The 14,952-nt window shown below is 64.4% G+C and carries 18 protein-coding genes; 3 read left to right on the top strand and 15 right to left on the bottom strand.

Annotation, left to right across the window (positions count from 1 at the left end):
• Positions 1-25: 25 nt before the first annotated feature.
• Together hisH and hisB are read right to left on the bottom strand one after the other, a co-directional pair.
• Positions 26-661 (bottom strand): imidazole glycerol phosphate synthase subunit HisH, encoded by a 636-nt coding sequence (hisH, locus tag GV368_RS01235; RefSeq protein WP_206673188.1) that lies wholly within the window; start codon positions 659-661, stop codon positions 26-28.
• Between the two features lie 7 nt (positions 662-668).
• Positions 669-1,274 (bottom strand): imidazoleglycerol-phosphate dehydratase HisB, encoded by a 606-nt coding sequence (gene hisB / locus GV368_RS01230; protein WP_169114757.1) that lies wholly within the window; start codon positions 1,272-1,274, stop codon positions 669-671.
• A gap of 90 nt (positions 1,275-1,364) precedes the next feature.
• Here hisB and hisC point away from each other — a divergent pair, with 90 nt between their 5' ends.
• Positions 1,365-2,441: a histidinol-phosphate transaminase gene (hisC, locus tag GV368_RS01225; protein WP_169114755.1), complete on the top strand. Its 1,077-nt coding sequence runs from the start codon at positions 1,365-1,367 to the stop codon at positions 2,439-2,441.
• Here hisC and hisD read toward each other — a convergent pair.
• The 12 genes from hisD to GV368_RS01165 are packed head-to-tail and all read right to left on the bottom strand — an operon-like array spanning position 2,438 to position 11,469.
• The gene (gene hisD, locus GV368_RS01220; protein WP_206673187.1) at positions 2,438-3,766 is read right to left on the bottom strand and encodes a histidinol dehydrogenase; all 1,329 of its coding nucleotides are present in this window, start codon (positions 3,764-3,766) and stop codon (positions 2,438-2,440) included. The genes hisC and hisD overlap by 4 nt on opposite strands.
• Positions 3,747-4,403: an ATP phosphoribosyltransferase gene (hisG, locus tag GV368_RS01215; protein WP_142804900.1), complete on the bottom strand. Its 657-nt coding sequence runs from the start codon at positions 4,401-4,403 to the stop codon at positions 3,747-3,749. The genes hisD and hisG overlap by 20 nt, the downstream gene beginning before the upstream one ends.
• A 9-nt stretch (positions 4,404-4,412) precedes the next feature.
• Positions 4,413-5,663 (bottom strand): UDP-N-acetylglucosamine 1-carboxyvinyltransferase, encoded by a 1,251-nt coding sequence (gene murA / locus GV368_RS01210; protein WP_169114753.1) that lies wholly within the window; start codon positions 5,661-5,663, stop codon positions 4,413-4,415.
• Between the two features lie 2 nt (positions 5,664-5,665).
• Positions 5,666-5,935 carry a BolA family protein gene (locus GV368_RS01205; RefSeq protein WP_169114751.1) on the bottom strand — a complete coding sequence of 90 codons (270 nt, stop codon included), beginning with the start codon at positions 5,933-5,935 and terminating at the stop codon, positions 5,666-5,668.
• A gap of 16 nt (positions 5,936-5,951) precedes the next feature.
• Positions 5,952-6,722, bottom strand: coding sequence for an ABC transporter permease (locus GV368_RS01200; protein ID WP_142804897.1), 771 nt, complete (start codon positions 6,720-6,722; stop codon positions 5,952-5,954).
• Complete coding sequence (locus GV368_RS01195) at positions 6,715-7,608, bottom strand: ABC transporter ATP-binding protein (protein WP_142810051.1); 894 nt, start codon at positions 7,606-7,608, stop codon at positions 6,715-6,717. The genes GV368_RS01200 and GV368_RS01195 overlap by 8 nt, the downstream gene beginning before the upstream one ends.
• Entirely contained in the window at positions 7,605-7,922 is a 318-nt protein-coding gene (locus tag GV368_RS01190; RefSeq protein ID WP_206673186.1) for an STAS domain-containing protein, read from the bottom strand. The genes GV368_RS01195 and GV368_RS01190 overlap by 4 nt, the downstream gene beginning before the upstream one ends.
• Positions 7,919-8,578: an MlaC/ttg2D family ABC transporter substrate-binding protein gene (locus GV368_RS01185; protein ID WP_206673185.1), complete on the bottom strand. Its 660-nt coding sequence runs from the start codon at positions 8,576-8,578 to the stop codon at positions 7,919-7,921. The genes GV368_RS01190 and GV368_RS01185 overlap by 4 nt, the downstream gene beginning before the upstream one ends.
• A gap of 27 nt (positions 8,579-8,605) precedes the next feature.
• The gene (locus tag GV368_RS01180; protein ID WP_169114749.1) at positions 8,606-9,367 is read right to left on the bottom strand and encodes an MlaA family lipoprotein; all 762 of its coding nucleotides are present in this window, start codon (positions 9,365-9,367) and stop codon (positions 8,606-8,608) included.
• Positions 9,364-9,834, bottom strand: coding sequence for an outer membrane lipid asymmetry maintenance protein MlaD (gene mlaD, locus GV368_RS01175; RefSeq protein WP_142810045.1), 471 nt, complete (start codon positions 9,832-9,834; stop codon positions 9,364-9,366). Before mlaD ends, GV368_RS01180 begins: the two co-directional genes overlap by 4 nt.
• Before the next feature lie 28 nt (positions 9,835-9,862).
• The gene (gene mlaE / locus GV368_RS01170) at positions 9,863-10,645 is read right to left on the bottom strand and encodes a lipid asymmetry maintenance ABC transporter permease subunit MlaE (RefSeq protein WP_142804893.1); all 783 of its coding nucleotides are present in this window, start codon (positions 10,643-10,645) and stop codon (positions 9,863-9,865) included.
• Positions 10,642-11,469, bottom strand: coding sequence for an ABC transporter ATP-binding protein (locus GV368_RS01165; RefSeq protein WP_142804892.1), 828 nt, complete (start codon positions 11,467-11,469; stop codon positions 10,642-10,644). The genes mlaE and GV368_RS01165 overlap by 4 nt, the downstream gene beginning before the upstream one ends.
• A 134-nt stretch (positions 11,470-11,603) precedes the next feature.
• On the opposite strand from GV368_RS01165, the gene GV368_RS01160 reads away from it, so the two are divergent.
• Together GV368_RS01160 and GV368_RS01155 are read left to right on the top strand one after the other, a co-directional pair.
• Positions 11,604-12,242: a FlgO family outer membrane protein gene (locus GV368_RS01160; RefSeq protein ID WP_142810040.1), complete on the top strand. Its 639-nt coding sequence runs from the start codon at positions 11,604-11,606 to the stop codon at positions 12,240-12,242.
• 1 nt (position 12,243) lies between these two features.
• On the top strand, positions 12,244-12,795 hold the full coding sequence (locus tag GV368_RS01155; RefSeq protein ID WP_169114747.1) for a FlgO family outer membrane protein: 552 nt from the start codon (positions 12,244-12,246) through the stop codon (positions 12,793-12,795).
• 95 nt (positions 12,796-12,890) lie between these two features.
• Here GV368_RS01155 and GV368_RS01150 read toward each other — a convergent pair whose 3' ends face one another.
• Positions 12,891-14,867 carry a monovalent cation:proton antiporter family protein gene (locus GV368_RS01150; protein ID WP_169114745.1) on the bottom strand — a complete coding sequence of 659 codons (1,977 nt, stop codon included), beginning with the start codon at positions 14,865-14,867 and terminating at the stop codon, positions 12,891-12,893.
• Between the last annotated feature and the right edge of the window lie 85 nt (positions 14,868-14,952).

Below are 14,952 nucleotides of genomic sequence, written 5' to 3'. Positions count from 1 at the left end.
CCGCACCCCCTCCTCTGCGCCGCGCTCATGGAGCCCAGCGCACGAAGCGCTCGAGTAGCGCCAGCCCTGCCCGCCCGCTCTTCTCGGGGTGGAATTGCACGGCCACGAGGTTGTCGCGCGCCACCGCCGACGTAAACACGACGCCGTAATCGGTGCGGGCGAGCACGAGCGACTCGTCACGCGGCGCGACGTAGTAGCTGTGCACGAAATAATAGCGCTCGCCGCTTCCCTGGATCGACAAGACGGGGTGTTCGCGCACGTTCTCGACCCGGTTCCAGCCCATGTGGGGCACCTTGAGATGCGCTTGCCCGGGAGCGAACGCGCCGTCGCGCGGGAAACGCACCACCTCGCCGGCAAAAAGGCCGAGCCCGGCGGCACCCCCTTCTTCGGATCGCTCGAAGAGCATCTGCAATCCCACGCAAATGCCGAGAAACGGCCGCTCGCGCGCCGCCAGCCGCACCGCTTCGTGCATCTCCTGGCGCTGCAGCGCCCCCATGCAATCGGGCATCGCCCCCTGGCCGGGGAAGACGACGCGATCGGCCTCGCGCACCTCGCGCGGTGTGCGCGCCAAATACACGTCGACGTCGGGCGCGACGGTCTGCAACGCCTTCTGCACCGAGCGCAGATTCCCCATGCCGTAATCGATCACCGCGATGTTCATGGCCGGCTCACAGCACCCCTTTGGTCGAGGGCATCCGTCCCTCCAGGCGTGGATCGCGCGCGCAGGCCATGCGCAGCGCCCGACCGAAGGCCTTGAAGAGCGTCTCGCACTGGTGGTGGGCATTGACGCCGCGCAGACCGTCGAGATGCAGCGTCACCGCCGCGTGATTGACGAACCCCTGGAAGAATTCGCGCACGAGATCGACGTCGAAGGCGCCGATGCGCGCACGGGTGAATTCACAGCAAAAGACGAGCCCGGGGCGGCCGGAGAGATCGACCACCGCGCGCGACAGCGCCTCGTCGAGCGGCACGTAGGCGTGACCGTAGCGGGAAAGGCCGCGCTTGTCGCCCAAGGCCTTGGCAAACGCCTGACCAAACGTGATGCCGACGTCTTCGACCGTATGATGGTCGTCGATGTGCGTGTCGCCCTCGGCGCGGATTTCGAGGTCGATGAGCCCGTGCCGGGCCACCTGCTCGAGCATGTGGTCGAGAAACGGCACGCCGGTGGCGAGTTCAGCGCGACCGCTGCCATCGAGATCGAGCGCCACGCGCACGCGGGTCTCGAGGGTGTCGCGCTCGACGACGGCGGCACGGCGCACAGGAGATTCGGTCATGGAAGAACCAAAAAAAGGGAAGGTGGCAACGTGTGCATGATACCATTGGGCGTGTCGAGCGTAGCCACCCTGATCCCGAGAAAACGGCGCATGGACGATCGTTACTGGAGCCCTACCGTCAAGCGGCTCACCCCCTACGTTCCGGGCGAACAGCCCCGAATCCCCGATCTCATCAAGCTGAACACCAACGAGCATCCGCACGGCCCCTCGCCACGGGTGCTCGCCGCCATCCAGGCCGAACTCGACGAGCGGCTGCGCCTCTATCCCGACCCCGAAGCGACGGCGCTACGCCACGAGCTCGCGCAACGCCACGGCGTGGAGATCGACCAGGTCTTCGTCGGCAACGGCTCCGACGAGGTGCTCGCTTTTGCCTTCCAGGCGCTCCTGGGTCATGCCAGTTCGATCTGGTTCCCCGACATCACCTACAGTTTCTATCCCGTCTATTGCACGCTCTACGGCCTGCCCCACGAAACGGTGCCGCTGACCGACGACTTCCGCCTGCCAATCCCCGCCTTCCTGCCTCGAGGAGAGCGCACGGCAGGCGGCATCATCTTCGCCAACCCGAACGCCCCCACCGGCATCGCGCTGGAGCTCGACGAAGTCGAACGCATCGTGGCCGGGAACCCCCAATGCGTGGTCCTGGTCGACGAAGCCTACGTCGATTTCGGGGCGCAGAGCGCCATCCCGCTTGTCAAGCGCTACTCCAACCTCCTGGTGGTGCAGACCTTCTCCAAGAGCCGGGCGCTCGCCGGGCTGAGGGTGGGCTATGCCATCGGCCAGGCGCCGCTCATCGAGGCATTGCGCCGCGTCAAAGACAGTTTCAATTCCTACCCTCTCGATCGGCTCGCGCAGGTCGGGGCGCTCGCGTCGCTGCAGGACGAAGCGCACTTCGAGGCCATGCGACTGGACGTGATCGCCACCCGCGCCTCGCTCGCCCGCGGGCTCGAAGCCCTGGGGTTCGAAGTACTCCCCTCGCAAGCGAACTTCGTCTTTGCCCGGCATCGTGAGCGCAGCGGCGCAGAACTCGCGCGATCCTTGCGCGAGCGCAAGGTGCTCGTGCGCCGCTTCGACCAGCCGCGCATCGCCGATTTTCTGCGCATCACCGTGGGCACGCGCGAACAGTGCGCCCGGCTGCTCGAGGTGCTCGTCGAGATTCTGGGGGGTTAGCGCAGGATCCGGTACTCCGCCGAACGCGCGTGCGCCGTGAGCCCTTCGCCGCGGGCAAGCGTAGCGGCAATGGGCGCGAGCTTTTGCGCGCCGGCGCGCGACACGGCGACCAGGCTCGTGCGCTTTTGGAAATCGTAGACGCCCAGCGGCGACGAGAAGCGGGCGCTGCGCATCGTCGGCAGCACGTGGTTGGGCCCGGCGCAGTAGTCGCCGATCGCCTCTACCGACCAATGACCGAGGAAGATTGCCCCGGCATGGCGCATCTTGTCGGCCCAGGGTTCCGGATCTTCGAGGGCGAGTTCGAGGTGCTCGGGCGCGATGCGGTTGGCGATCGCCACCGCCTGCTCCAGATCATCCACCCGGATGAGCGCCCCGCGGTGGGCGAGCGAGGCGGCGATCACTTCGCGGCGCGGCATCGTCGGCAGCAGCCGCTCAATGGCCTCGGCCACCGCCTCGAGAAAATCCGCCTGCGTGCTCACCAGGATCGCCTGGGCAAGTTCGTCGTGCTCCGCCTGGGCAAAGAGATCCATCGCCACCCAGGCGGGATCGCCCGAACCGTCCGACAGGATCAGGACTTCGGAGGGCCCCGCCACCATGTCGATGCCCACCACGCCGAAGACGCGCCGCTTGGCCTCGGCCACGTAGGCGTTGCCGGGGCCGACGATCTTGTCGACTTGAGGAATCGTCTGCGTTCCATAGGCGAGCGCCCCGACCGCCTGCGCCCCGCCGATGGTGAAGACGCGATCGACCCCGGTGAGGTGCGCCGCGGCGAGCACCAGGGGATTCTTCTCGCCGCGCGGCGTGGGCACGGTCATGATGAGCTCGCCCACGCCGGCCACTTTGGCCGGGATGGCATTCATCAGCACCGAGCTCGGATAAGAAGCGCGCCCGCCGGGGACGTAGAGCCCGACGCGATCGAGCGGCGTCACTTTCTGCCCCAGGCGCGTGCCGTCCGCTTCCTCGATCACCCAGCCTTCGAGCTTTTGCCGCTCGTGAAAGGTTTCGATGCGCTCGGCGGCACGCACCAGGGCGTCTTTCTGCTCGGCGGGCAGCGCGGCAAAGGCCTCGGCGAGCGCCGACTTCGGTAGTTCCAGCTCGGCCATGTGCGTGGCCGCCAAACCATCGAAACGGCGGGTATATTCGAGTACCGCAGCATCGCCCGTGGTGCGCACCGCGCGCAGGATCTCGTCGACGGCGCGGCAGACGGCCTCGTCCGTCTGCGCCTCGAAGGCGAGCAGCGCATCGAGCCGGGCGAAGAATTCGGGATCGCGCACGTCCAGCCGGCGGATGCGCGCGGCGGACGAATCAGGCATCTGGCTGGTCATGGAGCGTCTCCGCGAAGGTGTCGATGACCGGTTGTACCAAGGCGTGCTTCAGTTTCAAGGCGGCCTGGTTGACGATCAGACGACTGGAAATGGGCATGATTTCCTCGACCTCGACCAGGCGATTGGCCCGCAGCGTGTTGCCCGAAGAAACGAGATCGACGATGGCGTCGGCCAGCCCGACCAAGGGCGCGAGTTCCATCGAGCCGTAGAGCTTGATGAGATCGACGTGCACCCCCTTGGCGGCGAAATGCGCCTTGGCGGTCTTGAGGTACTTGGTCGCCACGCGGATGCGGCTGCCGAGCCGCACCGCCGCGGCATAGTCGAACCCCTCGGGCACGGCCACGCACAGCCGGCAGCGGGCGATGCGCAGGTCGAGCGGCTGATACAGCCCCTGCCCGCCGTGTTCGAGCAGCACGTCCCGTCCGGCGATGCCCAGGTCCGCCGCCCCGTACTGGACGTAGGTGGGCACGTCGGTGGCGCGCACGATCAGCAGCCGCACTTCGGGGCGGTTGGTCTCGAGGATGAGCCGGCGCGAGGTTTCGGGATCGTCCTGAGGCACGATGCCGGCGGCCGCGAGCAGCGGCAGCGTCTCGGTGAAGATGCGCCCTTTGGAGAGCGCGAGCGTGATCCGTTCCATGCCTCGATTCTACCGGATGCGGCGCACCTGGGCGCCCAGGGCCCCCAGCTTTTCCTCGATCCGCTCGTAGCCGCGATCGAGATGATAGATGCGCTCGATGATCGTCTCGCCCTCGGCCTTGAGCGCGGCCACGACCAGCCCGGCGGACGCCCGCAGGTCGGTCGCCATGACGGTGGCCCCCTCGAGCCGTGTCACGCCGGTGACCACGGCGGTGTTGCCGTCGATGCGGATGTCGGCTCCGAGCCGTTGCAGCTCGACGGCGTGCATGAAGCGATTCTCGAAAATGGTCTCGCGAATGACCCCGCTGCCCTCGGCCACCGTATCGAGCGCCATGAACTGCGCCTGCATGTCGGTGGGAAAGCCCGGATACGGGGCGGTGCGCACGTCCACGGCCCACAGCCTCGCCGGCGCCTGCAGCGCCACCCAGTCGGGGCCGGTCTCGATGCGGCACCCCGCCTCGGCGAGCTTGGCGAGCACGGCTTCGAGCGAACCAGGATCGGCCTGGCCGAGCCGGATTTGCCCGCCCGTAATGGCCGCGGCGCATAGATAGGTCCCGGTCTCGATGCGGTCGGGCATGACGCGGAAACGGGCGCCATGCAACCGCGGCACGCCGCGCACGCGCAAGGTGTCGGTGCCGATGCCGTCGATGTCCGCACCCATGGCCACCAGGCAGCGGGCGAGATCGCTCACTTCCGGTTCACGCGCGGCGTTTTCGATGACCGTCGTCCCTTCGGCAAGGCAAGCGGCCATGAGCAAGTTCTCGGTGCCGGTGACGGTGACCAGATCCGGCACGAGCCGCGCCCCGCGCAGCCCCGGCGTGGTGGCGTGGATGTAGCCGTGTTCGACGCGTACCGTGGCGCCCAGCGCCTGCAATCCCTTGATGTGCTGATCGACCGGGCGCGCACCGATGGCACAGCCGCCGGGAAGGCTCACCACGGCCTCGTGACAGCGCGCCACGAGCGGGCCCAGCACGAGGATGGAGGCGCGCATCGTCTTCACGAGTTCGTAGGGCGCTTCAGGAGAGACGATGCGCTTCGCCTGCAGCCGCACGGTCGGACCCTCGCGCTCGATCGCCACACCCATGCGGGCCAGCAGGGCGAGCAGCGTATCGACGTCGCGCAGGTACGGCACGTTCTCGACTTCCAGCGGCTCCTCGGTCAGCAGCGCCGCGCACAAGATGGGCAATGCCGCGTTCTTCGCCCCGGAGACGGGGATCTCACCGGCGAGCCGGGCACCACCGACGATGGCGAGTTTGTCCACCCTCAACCCCTTCCGCGTGACTCGAGCTCGGCGCGCAGACTTTCCCATTCCTCGGGAGTGAGGGTCGTCAGCGCAAGGGCATGGATTTCCGTGCCCATCGCCGGCCCCAAGGCCCGATAGACCATCTGGTGCTGCTGCACTTTGCGCTTGCCGCGAAAGGCTTCACTTACCACCAGGCCGGTGAAGTGCACGCCGTCCTCACCCTCGACCTGGACGTGCAGACAGGGAAGATGGGCCGCGATGGCCGCTTCGATCGCTTTGGGATCGTACATGTAACCTCCAGAACGCTCATTGGCGCAGTTTGTAGCCGCGGGCGAGCAAGGTGAGCGTGAGCGTCACCACCGCGACTGTGGCAGCGAGCGACACCCCCAGACTCACCCACGGGTTGGTGTCCGCCTGACCGAAAAAACCATAGCGAAAGCCGTCGATCACGAAGAAGAACGGGTTGAGATGCGACACTTTCTGCCAGAAGGGGGGAAGCGACGCGATCGAATAGAACACCCCCGAGAGCATGGTGAGCGGCATGACGAGGAAGTTCTGAAAGGCGGCGAGTTGGTCGAATTTGTCCGCCCAAATGCCGGCGACGATCCCTAGTGCACCCAATAGCAGCGAACCGATCACGGCAAACGCGAGCGCCCATAGCGGCGCAGCGAGCGGCAGATCGACGAAGACGAGCCCCACCAGGATCACCCCCAAGCCTACGGCGAGCCCCCGCACCACGCAAGCGAGCGCGTAGCCCCAGAAAAATTCCAAGTGCGACAGGGGGGGCAGCAGCACGAAGACGATGTTGCCAGTCACCTTGCTCTGGATGAGCGAAGAGCTGGAATTGGCGAAGGCATTTTGCAGCACCGACATGATCGCCAACCCCGGAATGAGGAAGGCGGTATAAGGCACCTCTCCATAGGTCGTCACGTGCCGGTCGAGCACGTTGGAGAAGATGAGCAGAAAGAGCAGCGCATTGAGGATGGGCGCGGCCACCGTCTGGAACGCCACTTTCCAGAACCGCATCACTTCCTTGTAGAAGAGCGTGCGGAAGCCCGCACCGAAGCATTCAGGCACTTCGCATCACCTCGACGAAGACACGCTCCAGGTCCGGCTCACCCACGCGCAGCTCGCGCACCTCGGCACCCGCCTCGCGCAGACGACGCAGGATGAGCTCGATGTCGGCATAACGCTCGAAGGGGATACGCACCCAGCCATCCTCGCCCGCCACGCCACCCAGGGTGAGGGTCACTTCGGGGCGATCGAGCCGCACTTCCAGTTCATGGGCATGGAATCGCGCGAGCAGCCGCTCGGTGGTGTCGAGCGCCACGATCCGGCCGGCCTTGAGCATGGCGATGCGGTGGCACAGCGACTCGGCCTCTTCGAGATAATGGGTGGTGAGGAGGATCGTGTGTCCCTGATCGTTGAGTTTCTGGATGAATTGCCACAGACCGTGGCGCAGTTCGACGTCCACGCCCGCGGTGGGCTCGTCGAGCACGATCACCGGGGGACGATGCACCAGGGCCTGCGCCACCAGCACCCGGCGCTTCATCCCGCCCGAGAGGGTGCGCATGTTGGCCTCGGCCTTGTCGGCCAACCCCAGGCCGTGCAGCAGTTCTTCGATCCAGGCTTCGTTGCGGGTGAGTCCGAAGTAACCGGATTGGATGCGCAGGATCTCGCGCACCGTAAAGAAGGGATCGAAGACGAGCTCCTGCGGCACCACGCCGATGGCGCGGCGCGCCTGGCGGTAGTCGCGCACGACATCGAATCCCATGACGCGCACACTGCCCGCGCTCGGCCGTGCCAGGCCGGCCAAGAGGGAGATGAGGGTGGTCTTGCCCGCCCCGTTGGGCCCCAGCAGGCCGAAAAATTCGCCACGCTCGATGCTGAGGTCTACGCCGGCGAGCGCCGTGAAGTCGCCGAAGCGCTTGACGGCGCCTTGTAAGGCGATGGCAGCGGTCATGTCTTGGCCGGTTCCGGCGTCAGGGGTAAAAAGGCGTCGACCCCGTAGAGCTGGGCGAGCGCCAGGGCCTGTTGCGGCAGTCGCGTGATCTCGAGCGTGGCGCCGGCACGCCGCGCTCGGCGCAGCCATTCGATCAACAGCGCCACGAAGGAAGAATCGCACGCGCTCACCCCACCCGCATCGACGAGGACGTGCGAGCCGGCTTGGACTCCCTCCGGCCAACGATCGAGAAAACCGGTGACGCTGCGCAGATCGATGTGCCCTTCGAGCGAAACACGCATCATCGGCCCCGTATCGGACATCGTTTTGCTCATCCCTGCGCCGCCGCGTCGGCCGGCAAAGTCTCGCCGCGGGCGTTCTTCTGTGCGAGCATCTGGATGAGCCCATCGATCCCTTTGGCTTGAATCTCCTGGCCGAAAGTGCTGCGATAGCTCGTCACCAAGCTCACGCCGGCCACCACCACGTCGAATACCTTCCAAGAGTCTCCTCTCAATTCCATCATGTAGTCGACGGAGATCGGCTCCCCGCCAGGGCGGATGAAATAGGAGGAAACTCGCACGGTCTTGTCACCCGGGGCCATGCGCAAGGGCCTGAATTCGAGCTTTTCATTGCGGTATTCACGCAACGCGGAGGCGTAGGTTCGTACCAACAGGGTCTTGAATTCCTCGGTGAGACGTTTGCGCTGCTCGGGCGTGGCCTGCCGCCAGGCCGGACCCACGGCCAGCATCGTCATCCGCTCGAAGTTGAAATGGGGGAGCACCCGCTCTTCGACGTAGACGAGCCATTCGTTCATGTCCTCATCGGACTGGATCGGCTTCTGTTTGAGCCGTTCGATGACCTCGTCGGCGATCTCCTTGACCAGCACGTCGGGCGCCTTGGGTTCGGCACGCACGGCCGTCCCCCAACCGAAGATCAGCATCGGCAGAAGCACGATTCCGAGCCAGCGCCATACCATCGATCGATGCATCATGTTCGTCCTCACGTTCTTCCTCACGTTCTAGCGACCCGAGTCGCCATCAATTCCATTGCCATTGAAATCTTCGTACTCGATCGGAGGATTTCCATCGTGGATCAAGTAGTTACGCCTCTGAAAGTAGGCGTCTCGCATATAGGCGTACTTGTCGATCATCCGTCCTTCGATGGCCCGATCGGCCGGCAACAACTCGGCCCGCTTGACCACGATCTCGGCCGCCTTGAAGGAATACTTGGCCGCATCGCCCTCGACGTAGGTCGTCGGATGACTGTAGTAATCGACCGGCAACGCGGCGGTATCGCGTATGTTGCGCCCACCCAGGAGCGGCAGCACCAAGTAAGGGCCATCGCCGACCCCCCACACGGCGAGGGTCTGGCCGAAATCTTCGTTATGTTTGGGGATGCCGGCCTCGGAGGCGATGTCGAGCACCCCGAGCAAGCCCCAGGTCGAGTTCAGCGCGAAACGGAAGAGATCACCGAATGCCGCCTCGACCTTGCCTTGCAGCAAATTGTTGGCTGCATTTCTCAAGTCTCCCAGATTGCTGAAAAAGTTGCTCACCCCCGTTTTCACTGGGGAAGGCAAGACGTTGTCGTAGACCACCGCTGCCGGGCGCAAGACGACCGTGTCGAGGGCATCGTTGATCTGGAACATCGCCCGGTTGAACCCTTCGAATGGATCCTTGGGGTGGGAGGGTTGGCTGGTCGCACAACCCGATAAAACCATGCCGGTAGCCAGCACCGCGATCGTTTTCTTGTACTTGTACACTTCGCTCCCCTTCATGCTCATTTGCCGCCGCCATCGGCTGCCTGGTTGAACAGGAATTGACCGATCAGCTTCTCCAATACGAGCGCCGACTGCGTCATCTGGATGCGATCTCCGTCTTCGAGCATTTCGACGTCGGCGCCGGCTGCCAGACCGATATACTGCTCACCCAAGAGACCGGAGGTCAAGATGGCAGCGATCGTATCCTTGGGAAAAGGATAGGCGGCGGAAACCCTCATTTCCACCTCCGCTTGGTACACGTTGGGATCGAAACGAATCGCAGTGACCCGCCCCACCACCACTCCGGCGCTCTTGACCGGCGCCTTGACCTTGAGCCCGCCGATATCGTCGAAACGAGCATAGAGGGTGATGGTGGCGCCTCGCGTTCCTTCGGAAGAGACATCGGCCACTTGCATCGCCAAAAACATCAACGCCGCGAACCCCAGCGCCACGAAGGCGCCGACCCACAGATCCAGCATCGCACGATTCATCGCCACTCCCGGGAAAATGACCCGTATGTCATTTTCCGATATACATGAAAGAAGTCAGAATGAAATCCAACGCCAACACCGTCAGAGACGAATAGACCACCGTCTTCGTGATCGCCCGCGACACCCCTTCGGCCGTCGGCGTGCAATCATAGCCCTGAAAGACCGCGATCAGGCTCACCGCCCAACCGAACACGAAGCTCTTGACGACCCCATTCATCACGTCTTCCCGGAAGTCGACGGAATTGGCCATCTGCGACCAGAACGTGCCGTTGTCCACCCCGATCACGACCACGCCGATGAACCAGCCGCCGATGACCCCGACGGTGCTGAAGATGGCCGCGAGCAGCGGCATCGACAGCACCCCGCCCCAGAAGCGGGGAGCCACCACCCGGGCGATGGGGTTGACGGCCATCATGTCCATGGCCGTGAGCTGCTCGGTGGCCTTCATGAGCCCGATCTCGGCGGTGACCGCCGAACCGGCGCGGCTGGCAAACAGCAGTGCCGCCACTACCGGCCCGAGCTCGCGCAGCAGCGACAGCGCCACGATGCTGCCGAGCGCCGACTCCGAGCCGAAGCGCTGCAAGGTGTCATAGCCCTGCAGCCCCAGTACCATGCCGACGAAGGCGCCCGAGACCACGATGATGACGAGCGAGAGCACGCCGGAGAAATAGAGCTCGCGGATGGTGAGCGAAAAACGCGCAAACGACGGCCCCGAGTGGCGCAGCATCACGAAGAGGAAGCGGGTTGCGAACCCGACCTGCCAAACTCCATCGACCGTGAGCCGCCCCAGGGCGCGCAGCAACCGGATCATCGTGCCACCTCCGATTCCAACAGGCTCTCTGCGAGAGGGGGCGCGGGATAATGGAACGGAACGGGCCCGTCGGCTTCGGCATGGATGAACTGGTGCACGAAGGGATCGGTAGAAGCGCGAATCTCATCGGGCGTACCTTGGGCCACGATTTTCCCTTCGGAGACGAGATAGACGTAATCGACGATGGAAAGCGACTCTACCACGTCGTGGGTCACCAGGATGGACGCAGCACCGAGCGCATCGTTGAGCTTGCGGATCGCCTGACCGATCACCCCCAGCGAGATCGGATCGAGCCCGGCGAAGGGCTCGTCGTACATGATGAGTTCCGGATCGAGCGCCACCGAACGGGCGAGCGCCACGCGCCGCGCCATGCCACCGGAGAGCTCACTGGGCATGAGCGTGGCGGCTCCCCGCAGACCCACGGCGTTGAGCTTCAGAAGGACGAGGTCGCGGATCATCGATTCGGGCAAGTCGGTGTGCTCACGCAAGGGGAAGGCGACGTTGTCGAATACCGACAGATCGGTGAAGAGCGCACCGAACTGGAAGAGCATCCCCATGCGCCGACGCAGAGCGTAGAGCTCTTTTTCGGAAATCTTCTCCAGGGATTCACCGAAGACGCGCACGCTTCCCTTGCGCGCGCGCAGCTGACCGGAGACGAGACGCAGCAAGGTGGTCTTGCCCGAGCCGCTGCCGCCCATGACGGCCACGAGTTGCCCGCGGCGCACCGAAAAATCGATGCCCGACAAGATCAGGCGCTCGCCGTAACCGGCGTCGACGCCGCGCAGTTCAACCACGGGTTCAGCGATGTCAGGATGGGTCGTCACGGCTCACTCTCACCTCGGGTGTCGTCAATGATACACGAAACCCCGTACCCCACAAAAGGACTCCATAGCCCCTGGTAAATCATTAAAGTTTACGTCACGCTCGCCGATATCCCTGGAAAGCCAGGAGCACGACCATGAAGAACAATCGCCTTCTCGTCCACGGTGCCCCCCTGTTGTGTGGCGCCTTGTTCGCCCTAGCTGGCTGCACCCAGACCATAGGCGCTCAGCCTTCCGATGCCGAAAGCCGGAGCACGCCCGTCGCATCGGGGAGCCTGACGCTCGCCGAGCCCAGCAGGGCGGCGGGATTCAGTACAGCCATCGCTCAACTCGCCGAGCAGCTCGATCGTAATACTCGACACAAAGCCCTACTTCCGGCCGTGCTCGCCAGCACCTTCGTCAATCTCGACGATCTCGACGACACCTCTCCACTGGGACGCCTCGTCACCGAGAATTTGGTTCACGAATTGCAGATACGACGCTGGAACGTCTACGACATCCGTCTGAGCAAAGCGGTGGCCGTCAATCCCACGGGCGAATTCGTCCTCACCCGCGACCCAAAACTGCTCGAATACCAATACCTGGTCGCCGGCGTGCTCGCCGGCACTTATTCGATCGCCGGCAACGAAGTCTTCGTGAACGCCCGCATCATAGACATCAATACGGGCGTGGTCGTGAGTTCCGGTCAGATCAGTCTGCCGATCGACGAGTTCGTCGCCCGACTGCTCGTCGACGGCGATCAGCTCAAACCCATGCGTATCATCCGCGGCAAATGAAATGATCACCCGTATCCCAGCCGCGGCTGCAGCTTTGTCGGCCGCAGCATTGCTCTCGGCCTGTAGCGCCCCCACCCTCCTGCGCCCGTCGTGCCACGAGATCCTCCAAGACGAGCTCTTTCGCATGGTGGCGCAAATCTGCCCGGGAAGCCAAAACATCGTCATCACCGACTTCGTCGAGGTCGACCGCTATACCACCGACCCGTATGGTAAGGCCCTAGGAGAATCCTTCCGGCTGGCCTGGAGCCAGCGCTGTAACGCACCGGTTCGTCACGTGGAAGTGGGCGACCATTTCATTCTGGACGAAGACGGATTTCGGCTGCTCACGCGCGACACCGAACGGATCCGACGAGATCTGGTCAGCGAACGCGAGGTCGTGGTCGGCACCTATCGGCGCAGCGCAGGCTGGGTGTCTCTGGGCGCACGGCGAATCGATCTGACCGACGGCACCGTGCGCGCCGCGAGCACCGGGCGAATCCCCGAGCACTGCCTCGACGGCGAACCTCCCCCCAGCAACGGCCGGCTGGATTTGCGCACCACCGTGGCCGATTGAGCAGTCCTGAATCGATCGGTGTACAGCGGAACCGTCGCGCAGGGTTCGCGTACGCGAAGCAAGGGCGTACCGCCGGGGAAGTCGGGGATTTTGCCTCACGGCCCCTGCAGCAGGATCGCCTCCCCGCGCTCGAGCGCCTTCTGCTCCCCTCGCAGGATCACCACGTCGCCGGGGCGCAGGATCAATCCCGGTTCCGGTGACTGCGCCCGTATGCCGCGCCGACGGACTGCCGCGACCTCGACGCCGCACTCTTTCAAACCCAGCTCACCGAGATGCCGCCCCACTGCCCAAGCCTCCTCGGGCAGCAATACCGAATGCAGGCGAATCTCCCCTTCCAGTCCTTCGGATCCCCGCTCGTCCGAACTGCCAGCGAAATAGCCGCGCAGCAGCGCATACCGCTGGGCACGAATCTCGCGGATGCGACGCGCCACGCGGCTCAGGGGAGTACCGATGAGCGCCAAGGTGTGCGTGGCCAGCATCAGGCTAACTTCGATCGCCTCGGAGATCACCGCCGTGGCGCCGGCCGCGGTCAGCCAGTCGATATCGCTCTCGGCGCGCGCGCGCACCACGACCGGCACGTCGGGGCGCAGTTCGCGCAGTACCGACAACACGCGTAGGGATGCCTGCAGATCAGCAAAAGAAATCACCACTGCGCGGGCGCGCAGCAAGCCGGCCGCGATCAGGGTCTCGCGCCGGCTCGCATCACCATAGAGCACGTTTTCACCCGCGGCCGTAGCCTCGGCCACCCGCTCGGGATCGAGATCGAGCGCCACGGTCGGCACCGATTCGTGCTCCAGCAGGCGCGCCAGATACTGCCCCGTGCGGCCATAGCCCAGGACCAACACGTGCTGTTTCACCTTGATGGTCTGCGCTGCGATCGCCGTGAGCTCCATCGCACGCGTCATCCACTCCGAGGCGACGAAGCGCAACACCAGACGGTCCGACGCCGCGACGATGAGCGGCGCGAGCAACATCGACAAGACCAGCGCCGCCGCGCCCGTCTGTAGCCAGAACGACGGCAAGATCTCCAATCCCGCGCTCTGCGCCAGCAACACGAAACCGAACTCCCCGCCAGTGCACAACCACAACGCCGAGCGCATCGCCACCGGCGCCTTCGAGCCCATCATCCTCGAACCGACGAACACCACCGTGAATTTGATCGCCAGGATCAAGACCAGCAAACCCGCCACGTAGATGAAGTGACGCGTCACTTCGCCGATGTCGAGGAACATCCCCACCGTGATGAAAAACAAGCCCAAGAGCACGTCGCGAAACGGCTTGATGTCCTCTTCCACCTGATAACGATAGGCGGTCTCGGAAATCAGCATGCCCGCCAAGAAAGCCCCCAGCGCCAACGACAGGCCAAACGCCTCGGACAAAGCGGCCATGCCCAGGGTGACCAACAGCACGTTGATCATGAAGAGCTCGGGCGAGCGCCGTTTCGCTACCCAGTCGAACCAACGGCTCATCAGAGGATGCCCATAGCGCAAGACCAAGACGAGTGCCGCCACGGTCTTTGACATTGCCAAAGCCAGCGCCCCCACCCATTGGTCGCCCTGCGAGGAAGCGAACGCCGGCACCAGGATCAGCAAGGGCACCACCGCCAGATCCTGGAACAACAGGACGCCGATGGTCTCCCTTCCGTGAGGTTTTTCCAGTTCGCGCCGCTCGACGAGGAGTTTCGAGAGGATGGCCGTCGAAGACATGGTGAGCGCACCGGCCAGGGCCCAGGCCGGCAAGAGCGACAGACCCAAGAGCCAAAACAAGGCGGTGAGCACGATATGCGTGACGATCACCTGTAGCGCCCCCAAACCGAGCACGATGCGGCGCATCGCATTGAGGCGAGTGAGCGAGAACTCCAAGCCGATGGAAAACATCAAAAAAACCACACCAAACTCGGCGAGCCAGGCCGTCGGCCCATCCTGAGGCATCAAACCCAAGGCATGCGGCCCTATGGCCACTCCCACCAAGAGATAGCCCATCAGAGAGGGTAACCCCATCTCTTTGAACAAGGCCACCGCAAAAAGCGAGGCGGCCAAAAGTATCAGAATCGTGATCAAGACTTCATGCATTCCGCTCCCCCGAGACGGGATTCGTCTGGACACCGCGAAAAAGCGCCGCGGGCGGCTGCAAGGCAAGACATGACATCCGGTGCGC

The sequence above is a fragment of the Tepidiphilus baoligensis genome, from assembly GCF_012911495.1.
GTDB lineage: Bacteria > Pseudomonadota > Gammaproteobacteria > Burkholderiales > Rhodocyclaceae > Tepidiphilus > Tepidiphilus olei.
The sequence above is the reverse complement of the archived record's forward strand: the minus strand, read 5'-3'. Positions and strand labels throughout refer to the sequence as shown.

Bases quoted from the DNA above. Each gene is read 5' to 3' on its own strand.
- hisH (WP_206673188.1), bottom strand. From the start codon at position 661: ATGAACATCGCGGTGATCGATTACGGCATGGGGAATCTGCGCTCGGTG.
- hisB (WP_169114757.1), bottom strand. From the start codon at position 1,274: ATGACCGAATCTCCTGTGCGCCGTGCCGCCGTCGTCGAGCGCGACACC.
- hisC (WP_169114755.1), top strand. From the start codon at position 1,365: ATGGACGATCGTTACTGGAGCCCTACCGTCAAGCGGCTCACCCCCTAC.
- hisD (WP_206673187.1), bottom strand. From the start codon at position 3,766: ATGACCAGCCAGATGCCTGATTCGTCCGCCGCGCGCATCCGCCGGCTG.
- hisG (WP_142804900.1), bottom strand. From the start codon at position 4,403: ATGGAACGGATCACGCTCGCGCTCTCCAAAGGGCGCATCTTCACCGAG.
- GV368_RS01205 (WP_169114751.1), bottom strand. From the start codon at position 5,935: ATGTACGATCCCAAAGCGATCGAAGCGGCCATCGCGGCCCATCTTCCC.
- GV368_RS01195 (WP_142810051.1), bottom strand. From the start codon at position 7,608: ATGACCGCTGCCATCGCCTTACAAGGCGCCGTCAAGCGCTTCGGCGAC.
- GV368_RS01190 (WP_206673186.1), bottom strand. From the start codon at position 7,922: ATGAGCAAAACGATGTCCGATACGGGGCCGATGATGCGTGTTTCGCTC.
- GV368_RS01185 (WP_206673185.1), bottom strand. From the start codon at position 8,578: ATGATGCATCGATCGATGGTATGGCGCTGGCTCGGAATCGTGCTTCTG.
- GV368_RS01180 (WP_169114749.1), bottom strand. From the start codon at position 9,367: ATGAGCATGAAGGGGAGCGAAGTGTACAAGTACAAGAAAACGATCGCG.
- mlaD (WP_142810045.1), bottom strand. From the start codon at position 9,834: ATGAATCGTGCGATGCTGGATCTGTGGGTCGGCGCCTTCGTGGCGCTG.
- mlaE (WP_142804893.1), bottom strand. From the start codon at position 10,645: ATGATCCGGTTGCTGCGCGCCCTGGGGCGGCTCACGGTCGATGGAGTT.
- GV368_RS01160 (WP_142810040.1), top strand. From the start codon at position 11,604: ATGAAGAACAATCGCCTTCTCGTCCACGGTGCCCCCCTGTTGTGTGGC.
- GV368_RS01155 (WP_169114747.1), top strand. From the start codon at position 12,244: ATGATCACCCGTATCCCAGCCGCGGCTGCAGCTTTGTCGGCCGCAGCA.
- GV368_RS01150 (WP_169114745.1), bottom strand. From the start codon at position 14,867: ATGCATGAAGTCTTGATCACGATTCTGATACTTTTGGCCGCCTCGCTT.